Here is a 9,760-nt window from a genome sequence, read left to right as displayed (position 1 = left end):
TGCTCTATCTATGACTTGAAGAGATTCTGCTACAAGAGCTTTATCAGATTCTAATCCAAGCTTTGTTTTTTCAATATTGTCATTGATGGCTCGTGCCATGACACCTATTTCATCTTGGACATGGATTTTTAACAGTTGCGGAGGATCTTTTCTTTGATGATTTAGATATTTGAAAAACTCAAAAAGAGTGTAAGAGATATGTTGAATTTTAGTTGCTATTGTTATACGAATAAAGATAAAAGCAATAAGAGAAATAACAACAATTGCTGGGATTCCTATAGAAACCAAAATAAATCGCAATTCATTTATGGGTTTTTCAATAGAATCATAAGGAGCTATTGATACGACACTCCAATAATGTTTTGTGCCTGGCCACAGTTCAAGCGAAGCAACTGCTGCCTTTGAACGAATCCCACGGAGTGAAGTGTAAGTAAAAATACCATTTTTAAGCGTTTTTGCTGCTTCAACAAGGTCAGAAGCAGATGGATCATGGTTTAGTTGGCGAATATCTTTTAGACGTGTAAAAGCTCTTCGCTCTGAATCACTATTGAATAAAACCTGTCCATGAGCGTTAATTACAAAACGCTGTGCACCTTCAAAAACATCGAGTTGGTGGTTAGCCAAACGCTCCTCAAGAAGCTCCAAATTAAGAAAATTACCAACAACACCTACAGTTTTTCCATCATGGATAATAGGAGTAACCGCACCTTTTAGATAATACTTTTTTCCATTAATAAGTATCTCATCTGAATCTGTCATTGTAACTTTTTTACTTGATAACGTCTGAGAGATTTCTGGAAATCGATTCAAAAGATCTTGTGGAAATGTAATGACTTCTGTCCCACCTGGCTCTGTAGGTTTATGATCTATAGCTAGGATAGCTAACTCTCCGCTTGGTAATACACGCGAAACTGATCCTATAAATTCTTTTGTGTAATCTCTGCTCATAATAATGAAACCTGCCAAAGAATACCGATTTGCATCGACAATATTAGCCAACAATTGCTCTACTTTACTTTCGCGCAGATCTCTTTCCCCAAAGATATTATTAAGACCTGCTTCAGATGTGATGGTTGTGGCAAAGATTTCGTTTGCCGCACCTTCAAGAATATTTTTATAGCGACTTGCCGTATTACTTAGAAGTTTATCGCTTTCAATGGCTAGAATACTTGAAGCATTTTGTGAAACAACAAAAAGCATCACTATTATGCAACACAACACGATAATAGATAGAACAGAAACAAACTTTGTACCAATGCTGAGGCGACTGATAGTCATACTCACTCCTTAACAACAACAAATTAAGTCCAAATTATATACAAAAATTAAGATACAAAGCAATAATAACTAAGGTTTTTTTTTGTTTTTTCCAGCAAAGTTTAAAAACTTTTTTCAAAAAATAGAGATTTATGAAAGGGTAAGATATTTTATTTACACTTATTTCGTAAATTAACTGGTATTATGTTTGCCCGAATACAAATAAGAGTCTTGCAAGCAGTGAAAACATGTTAAAAAAGAACTATATGTTAGAATCTAGATAGACTTGAAATTTGATTACAAGTATAAAAAATACATAAAACAAAATGGTATTTCTGAAAATATAATATGGTTGATTTGGGATGATGCAATTTTGTTGCATAGTCTATTCTAAGTTAAACAATAAATCCGCATAGATTGACTAATACTCTATTCCTTGCTCTTTGATTCTGCCATACCCTTAAATACTTTGCACGAATATAATTTGTATTTACTTGTATGTCTAGCTAATATAATATATTGTTTGATTTTTTAAATAACTAAAAATATAAATTTTTATGATAAGATGACGATCGTATTCTAGTTTTAAGACTGTTATAAGGAGATTTTATGTCACCAAGTAGTTCTTCAATATCAACTATTCAAACAGAGGCAGAATTTAAACAATTTGTTGAAACGTTCTATCAAGATAAAAGACAACCAAAAAGCTTTGGGATTGCTCGTGCGACGCTTTCTCACCTTAATCCACAAAGTGTTATAAGCATTAATTTTCCATACTTAAACTTTATGCAAAATTTTGGAAGCTTTGCAGTATTTGCAACTGCAGCAAAAATACAAAACTTTAATGGCAATGAAGTGGTTGTTGACATTGATGCGGCTTTTGTATTTCGTGCGTTATGTTTGTTTTATCCTTTTATCGAAAAAGAACTTCTAAGTTATGAAGATGAGCAGGAAGGTGAAAGCACTTTGCAAAGATTTAGGAGCCTTTGTGATAAATTTTCAACCGATCCTTATTCCATAAAAACTGCAGATGTGCTTTTTACTGATAGTAAAATACATCAACATATTGGATCAAGACATAAGAATATCCAAGTTGTTTTTGAATTATTGCGTCATATAAGCGACATCTATACCGGTGAAAATGAATTTTATAAATTCCAACTTATTGCATATTTTGATGATTTACCAACGCAATCCCTACAAGTAGCTTATGCTAAATTACATGCGTTATCAGCAGGTCTTGCACCGCTTAGAAGCCTTAATCTTGATGGAATCTTTGGACTTTTGCCAAACCTTGCATGGAGCGGTAATAAACCTTATGAATTGCAGTATTTACGCGATAATGAGGTGTCGTTGAAAATGGAGGGTGAATTTCCGTGTATTGATTTTATAGATAAATTTCCTCGTTACTTGATGCAAGTTTTACCACAAGCTGACAATATCAGAATCTTAGATGGTGCAAAAACTCGTTTCGGTGCATTTTTAGGTGCTGGTTATACTCAAATGCCTGGTGCAAGTTATGTAAATTTCAATTCTGGTGCGCTTGGTGCTTGTATGAATGAGGGACGGATCAGTTCGTCTGTAATTGTTGGTGAAGGCACAGATATTGGTGGTGGAGCAAGTATTCTGGGTGTGCTTAGTGGTGGTAATACGACACCTATTAGTATTGGTAAAAATTGCTTATTAGGAGCAAACTCTGTGACAGGCATTAGTCTTGGAGATAGCTGCATTGTAGATGCTGGGACTACAATACTTGCTGGAAGTGTGGTAAAAATCGATAGTGAAGAGGCACTAAAAATTAAAGAAGTTAATGCGGATTTTGAAATACAAAGCAATGGATTATATAAAGGACATATGTTAAGCGGTTTGAATGGTGTACATTTTAGATTCATGACGCAAAACCCTTGTCTCATTGCATTTAGAAGTGCTAGAGCTATTAGCTTAAATAAAGATTTGCATTAACAACATCTTGCTACCTTGTAGAATCTTAAAAATGTAAAAAACACTGCTATTGGCTTATTTATGTTGCATTACACCAGCATAAATGAATTCTATCATGTCATTTTATTGTGTTGTCCTCATAAAATTATTCATTATAAAATCATAAAAATAGTATATAATTTACATTATTTTGTTGGAGTGTAAGTATGGCAGATAGAAATGTAACAGAAGATAGATATGAGATTTTAGACAAGAAACAAGTGCACACTCCTCGCGAGATTGAGTTGGCTTCATATCTTGAAGACATGATGGCAAACTATGAAGGTTTGCTTGATATGAAGGTGTTGTTTAGTGCAGATTTAGGCACGACGCAAATACCACTTCATGAGATTTTAAAATATGAGAAAGGCTCCATCATAGATTTACAAAAACCAGCAGGTGCGAGTGTAGAAATATTTGTAAATGATAGGGTTGTAGGTAAAGGTGAGGTTATGGTGTATGAACGCAATCTTGCTATAAGGATTAACGAAATCCTAGATTCTAATGCGATTGTGTATTATATTGCGCGTGAAGTTTCTGATCACGAGAATTGATTGCATGAAGAATTAAATATATATAAGGATATATATATGCGCTCTAGCATATTCGTATTTGTGTTGTGTTGCTCCTTGTTTTCGTGTGTATATGCAGTTACAAAACCATATAAAATAACACAAGTTATGCTGCATGATAACATGGAATCTGATATAAAGTTGCTGCTAAGTGATTTATTCAAAAAGAAAGTAGATGATACTTTGATTTTAGAGTTGAGTATTGCTCCGCAAGTTTTAGATTCTATAGATTTTAATAAAGTTGTGACAACACAAGAAGCCTCAAGTGCGACAACATCAAACACACAATATAAATACATTGTGCTAGAAGATTTTGTTATTGATAAACCGCAGCAAATAGATACTCCATTGGGTTTGATTAAACTGCGACAAGATTCAGCATTGAATAATGTCTATGTAGAGTTTAATCATACCTCTACAATACGAAATGCCATGCTATTTGCGTATAATAAAAAAGTATATCTTGTGTGCTCTAGCACTGCCTTATCTAGCCGCGACATACCTTTAACTAAAGATTCTAATGTTCAGAGTATTTTAGAGGAGAACAATTATGAGGTGAGCTCGTGGCGATATTTTGTTGTGCTAGGTATTATGATTATTATTTTAATACTATTATATATGATTAAGTTGCGACAAAATAGGGGCATGGAAACCTCTAATATTATCCTTGAACAGGCAAAAATACTTGATTCTAAAAATAAAGTAGCACTTATTAGATATGGAGATAAGCGTTATTTAGTTGGTATAAATCCACATGGTATAACCCTGCTTGATTCAATACAATGTGATACTCAGACAAAAAGGTCAGATGATGTAGATTTGAATTCACAACACAAGGATACAGAACAGCAAAATTTTATGCAGCTTTTTTTAAAAAGGCGATAAATGCGTAGCGTTGCGACACATTATAGAATCTATAAGGACAGGTTCTTACTTGCCTTTAGCTTGTCATTACTTGTGCATATTGCCTTATTTTTTATCTATAAGAGTTTGCCAACACCAGAGAAAAAGGTTGTATTGCGTCCTATTTCGCTTGGGGTATTACAGCAAGAAAACATTAAACCAAATGCTATGGAATCTAAAAATACTCAGGCGCAACAACCAAAAACCACACAAGACAAGCCTCCAATAAAACAACAAGTAGCAAAAAATACTTCAGCTACCACCACATCACCAGAAGCACCACCAAGTACAGATATAGATTTGCAAAGCCTAAGTATCCCACAAAATGAGGGGAGATTTGATCCCTTTGCCAGTCCGACACCAAGTTTAGCTCAAGAACTAAAAAGGCAAGCCGATAGTGCAAACTTTGATAAGCTACCACAAAAAATACGCGATGATTTAACGCAGCTTTATGGTACAGAATTGCAAAATATGAGCAAGGAAGAAAAGGATTATCTAGCGGAAAGCTATTTTTTAAACGGAGAGGTTTTTCAGCGTACAGCTGATAGGATGGGCTACCCTCAACTTGCCATATATTTAAAACAGCAGGGTGTGGGCTTGATTGAATTTGTGTTATATCCTGATGGGCATATTGAAGATGTTAAGATATTACAGTCAACCAACGCAGAAGCCTTGGATAATTCTATGCGGGTGCTAATCGAGCAATCTGCAAAAAGTCTAAAACGACCACCCAAACCAATTACAATACGTGTGAGGGGTAACTATAACTTAAGAATGCAATAGCTCAGAAAACTATAGGCTGAATGCTTTAAGGTGCGATATGGTGTTATGAAATTACTATTCTAGCTTTTCTCTTAAACATGATTTCAGCACTTTTAATGTATAATGGGTCTAGTTTTATTTTGTGAGGGCATGATGAAAACAAAGATGATACGAAATCTCATTATAGCCATGTTATTAGTTTTCATAGGCGGTGTTGTTGTATATTGTACAAATACCACTAGCAGTACGCAAGATAATAAGGCATTGGGGATAAAGACACAAGATAAAGATTTAAGTCCTAACGCGGATAAATCTCAGGTTTCTAAAATGCAAGATGATGAAAACTTAGCGACTGATGATATCATGAATGAATCGCAAAATTCTAAGACACAAAATAAAAGTAATGTAACACCTCCTTTAGACTCCAATTTAAGTGCTTTGCCCACAGATAAATCTAGTAATAAAAGAGATGATATATCATCAGAGATAGCTGCAAAGTTGCAGCCACAAGCAAATAATACCGCTTTGAGTAAAAAACAAGATTCTAAAACACAAACTCATAGCACTGCTAATACACAGAAGGCAAGTAGTCTGCAAGATAGGCAACCCAAGATGCAATCAGAACATATGAGCACTAAAAACAATGAAGTCACAAGTAGCACCACTTTAAATAAAGATTCCGCGACAAAAAATAACATACATGATGAAGTAAAATCCAGCAGAAATTCACAGCAGATGCAAGATAAAAGTACCACAAGTAATAGTAAGGAGAGGGGGGAAAATACAAGTAATGTAAATCAGATGACTTCTAATCATATTGTGCAACCCGACATGACACAGGGTCAATCTACACATGAAACTAGAGTTATTGATCCTAAAGAATCTATATTAGATTCCCATCACACAGATACACAAGATAGCCGAGTTAATCATGCAAATACAGAGAATAGGTCTAAAAATTCTGATAATCCTAATAAGAAAAATACGCAAAGTCAAGATAATACAAGTGCGCAAAATACGCAAGAAAATCTTGAGAGCATAAAAGATTTGCAATCATCTAACACAAAAGAAAATAATCAGTATGAATCTGAGAATCAAAAAATATCTGATAAGCAAAATAGCAAACAAGATGAGATAAATCAGATACAGCCAAGGGATGATAATAGGGCGGGAAGCTGCATAGTTGCCCTAAGATGCAATAGTAATGAGATAATGCGTAAATTTGCTACGACAAGTCTTGATTTACATGCGAGTATGCGTGCTAGCGAAGAGACTCGTCTGAAAGGGAAGAGTGCTGGTGATGAATTCATGCGTCTATGGAAACAAACAAGAACGACAATCTTACCCAAACTTACTTCGCATATAACTAATATCTATGAGCAAGATTCTCAAGTAAATAGAAATACAAGGATATGCGTTGCCAACTATTACACAGAAGTGCTAGAAGATTTTGGAAATGGCTGGAAAGATAAAAAGGGTGATAAATCGCCTATTTATCAAGTTACATATCAAATCTCATGCAAAGACTCTCATACTGCTAAACTCACAATTCTCAATGAAAGTCAGCTACAAGAAAGAGGGCGAAGGACAACTTTTGTGCGTAAAAATATAGCAGAGCAAAAGCCAATAGGGCGTGTACCGCCAAAATGCGTTTCAGAACTCGTGCATAAGCAGCTTGCACAAGCAGGATTCTATAAGCATGCTATGACAAGGGCACAAGAAGAGGGACGTAGAAATGGTATAGAGGCACAGCAAAGATTTATAGAGCTATGGGATAAAACTAAGACTCAAATAACCACGAAACTTACTGCCCATGTAAGTAATATTGAAGATAAAGGCGTACAGACAAAAACTCAAAAACGGATGTGTGTTGCCAACTATTACACAGAGGTGCTAGAAGACTTTGGAAATGGCTGGAAAGATAAAAAGGGTGATAAGTCACCACACTACATTGTTTATTATGCAGTTGCATATGCAAATAATGAGGATGAAGCTATTATTATTGACATTACTGCACAAAATAGGGTAAGAATAAAATAGTATTGAGATATTTCAAGCAAAATATCACTTCTAGTAAAAAGGGTTTGTAAAAATTAAAAGATGATAGTGAATAAGTTGGGCTAGTATGAGCACGAGGTAAGTCCCAAGATCTTTTGTCATCCACAAACAAATGTAATGAAATCAGAAATCAAGCATTAATTTTTAGTTCTTACTCTAAAAATTAAATCCGTTTTAATCCTCCACGCTATCTTAACCCATATCTGCAAGGTTTTAACTTGTAGATGTATTCCAAAGATCTGTTTAATACTTTTAAAAACCTACATATAAAGCATATAAGTAAAACTAGGAGAACGCTATCCATAAAATTTTCACATATTTGACACATAAAGATCTTAGGTATTTTTTACACATTAAAAGTGTATTGTTTGGGTAGTTTTTGTATTTGTAGGTTTAAGAATAGATAGAATCTAGAATATTATGTAAAACATATTCCAAAAGACTTTTATTTTTGAGCAACCTTTTAGATGTTATGTGGTTGATTAATAAAACCAAAACAACTATTTGAATGTCTTTATTTATAAAGTGCATTTTACTTTCTAAAGGGGTTTTGAAATGAAAATTAGTAATTCATATCGGTCAAAAAGCATGATGTAAAGCACCATGAATCCATACATAAGCAGGATTAAAAGAGGTGTTAATTACACTTAATAAGGCTTTTAATAATATTAATAGTGCATACAATAGACATTACAAAAAGCTAGATTATAATTTAATCCCTCTGATGTATAAGTTTAATATCTATGTTCCTTTAAGGGTTAAAAACATTATTAATCTTGAATGGAATGAAATAGATTTTAATAACAAAATGCTTGTAATCCCTGATTCCAAAATGAAACGAGGTAAAGAATTTAAATTGCCTTTGAATACTCAAGCATTAGCTATATTAGAGTTTATGTATAAGCAAAAGTTAGATAAATATGTTTTTAGCCGTGCTTTGAGTGATAATGTGAGATATAAACGTGCTTTGTATAGTGCTTTATGTGAGTATAAAGAATTAAAAGATAATGGCAAATGGTATCATGGTGCTATAAGTGATTTATGCGATTTGCAATTATCTTCAAGTTCTATTTTCTTCCCATAAAGTATGCTCATAAACTTATTCTTTCTTTCAATATTCATAAATTTTTATCCAATCAATTTATTAAGCTATCTGTAGCTTCAAAATAAAAGTGTCATGTTTATGGATTTACTATCTTATTACTATCTTTTAAAATCAATGTGGCATATACATTGGATATGTAAAAAACAATAAATGCAAACAATTAGTCATAAAATGAATAAATACACTTATCCACAATTTACCACTTAGCATCCATGCTAAGCCATAGATTATACCTGCCAAAGTTGCAAATAATATTAAGTTTAATCCACCTTGATAATGTAAAGAGCCAAAAATTAATGAAACTATAAGCAAAGATGATATTTGTCCGATTTTATTTGCTAATCTTTGCTGCAAATACCCTCTAAAAAGTGCTTCTTCTGCTAAGGATACGAAAAATATATTTGCTAACATAAAGCTAAAAAACCATTTTGGTATGTGATACTCTAACTTCAATAAGCCAAGACTTGTAGCAAATAATAGTAGTAATATTGGCGATAGTATGATTGAGAACCATATAAATATATTTTTATTGAATCTTATTGACTTATTTACAAATAAAGTTGGCAAAACAGCAAGGAGAAAAAAGGGTATCAAGGCTTTATCTAGATTAAAATACATACTATAAGGCGCACTATTTTCACTTACAAGTACCTTGTCTAGCATCTTAGGATTATGAAACCCTGGTATAAAGTGCAATAACAAAGCAATGACAAAACATACAATTAAAACTTCTAAAAAAATATTTCTATATTTTATCTGTAAATATGCCAATATCGCACCTATAGCAATAAAACCTAATCCCAAGGAATCCAAAACTCCAAGATAACTAAGCCATACTAGAGAAAAACCTAACACGACTAAAGAAAATTTTGCAGTATAGCCAAGCAAAGCAAGTGAAAAAGCAAGCAACAGCCAAGGTATCGACATAAAAAACCTTTGTGATTATAAAATTATATTTCCTCTATTTTATCGTATTTGGTTTTAGTTATCTGCGGAAGCTATATTTAAAAATTTTCCTCAAAAAAACTTTCTTGAAAATAATTACACATCTATTGCTGTATTATTTTATTTTAAACACAAAATAACAATTTATTTAACCAACTAAATTGCTATAATATTATAA

The 9,760-nt window shown here is 33.1% G+C and carries 7 protein-coding genes and 1 pseudogene; 6 read left to right on the top strand and 2 right to left on the bottom strand.

Annotated features, from left to right (window positions below; translation table 11 throughout):
* Nucleotides 1-1,278: pseudogene (locus tag LS81_RS08940) on the bottom strand (methyl-accepting chemotaxis protein); the annotation flags it as partial.
* A gap of 588 nt (nucleotides 1,279-1,866) precedes the next feature.
* Here LS81_RS08940 and LS81_RS08935 point away from each other — a divergent pair.
* The 6 genes from LS81_RS08935 (at nucleotide 1,867) to LS81_RS08910 (ending at nucleotide 8,616) form a co-directional block, all read left to right on the top strand.
* The gene (locus LS81_RS08935) at nucleotides 1,867-3,219 is read left to right on the top strand and encodes a tetrahydrodipicolinate N-succinyltransferase N-terminal domain-containing protein (protein ID WP_052096552.1); all 1,353 of its coding nucleotides are present in this window, start codon (nucleotides 1,867-1,869) and stop codon (nucleotides 3,217-3,219) included.
* A 185-nt stretch (nucleotides 3,220-3,404) separates the two neighbouring features.
* On the top strand, nucleotides 3,405-3,791 hold the full coding sequence (gene fliN, locus LS81_RS08930; protein ID WP_034321441.1) for a flagellar motor switch protein FliN: 387 nt from the start codon (nucleotides 3,405-3,407) through the stop codon (nucleotides 3,789-3,791).
* A 36-nt stretch (nucleotides 3,792-3,827) separates the two neighbouring features.
* A complete protein-coding gene (locus LS81_RS08925; protein WP_034346549.1) occupies nucleotides 3,828-4,694 on the top strand; it encodes a flagellar biosynthetic protein FliO in 867 nt (288 codons plus the stop codon).
* A complete protein-coding gene (locus LS81_RS08920) occupies nucleotides 4,695-5,495 on the top strand; it encodes a TonB family protein (protein ID WP_034346551.1) in 801 nt (266 codons plus the stop codon).
* A 102-nt stretch (nucleotides 5,496-5,597) separates the two neighbouring features.
* Nucleotides 5,598-7,514: a hypothetical protein gene (locus LS81_RS08915; protein ID WP_237022219.1), complete on the top strand. Its 1,917-nt coding sequence runs from the start codon at nucleotides 5,598-5,600 to the stop codon at nucleotides 7,512-7,514.
* A gap of 742 nt (nucleotides 7,515-8,256) precedes the next feature.
* Nucleotides 8,257-8,616, top strand: a complete 360-nt coding sequence (locus tag LS81_RS08910; protein WP_161976759.1) for a tyrosine-type recombinase/integrase — start codon at nucleotides 8,257-8,259, stop codon at nucleotides 8,614-8,616.
* A gap of 132 nt (nucleotides 8,617-8,748) precedes the next feature.
* Here LS81_RS08910 and LS81_RS08905 read toward each other — a convergent pair whose 3' ends face one another.
* Complete coding sequence (locus tag LS81_RS08905) at nucleotides 8,749-9,564, bottom strand: CPBP family intramembrane glutamic endopeptidase (protein ID WP_034345743.1); 816 nt, start codon at nucleotides 9,562-9,564, stop codon at nucleotides 8,749-8,751.
* Nucleotides 9,565-9,760: the final 196 nt, after the last annotated feature.

Source organism: Helicobacter trogontum, from assembly GCF_000765905.2.
In the GTDB taxonomy this organism is placed as follows: Bacteria; Campylobacterota; Campylobacteria; order Campylobacterales; family Helicobacteraceae; genus Helicobacter_A; species Helicobacter_A trogontum.
Note: the sequence above shows the minus strand (reverse complement) of the source record. Positions and strands in the feature narration are given on the sequence as shown.

Bases quoted from the DNA above. Each gene is read 5' to 3' on its own strand.
- LS81_RS08935 (WP_052096552.1), top strand. From the start codon at position 1,867: ATGTCACCAAGTAGTTCTTCAATATCAACTATTCAAACAGAGGCAGAA.
- fliN (WP_034321441.1), top strand. From the start codon at position 3,405: ATGGCAGATAGAAATGTAACAGAAGATAGATATGAGATTTTAGACAAG.
- LS81_RS08925 (WP_034346549.1), top strand. From the start codon at position 3,828: ATGCGCTCTAGCATATTCGTATTTGTGTTGTGTTGCTCCTTGTTTTCG.
- LS81_RS08920 (WP_034346551.1), top strand. From the start codon at position 4,695: ATGCGTAGCGTTGCGACACATTATAGAATCTATAAGGACAGGTTCTTA.
- LS81_RS08915 (WP_237022219.1), top strand. From the start codon at position 5,598: ATGGGTCTAGTTTTATTTTGTGAGGGCATGATGAAAACAAAGATGATA.
- LS81_RS08910 (WP_161976759.1), top strand. From the start codon at position 8,257: ATGTATAAGTTTAATATCTATGTTCCTTTAAGGGTTAAAAACATTATT.
- LS81_RS08905 (WP_034345743.1), bottom strand. From the start codon at position 9,564: ATGTCGATACCTTGGCTGTTGCTTGCTTTTTCACTTGCTTTGCTTGGC.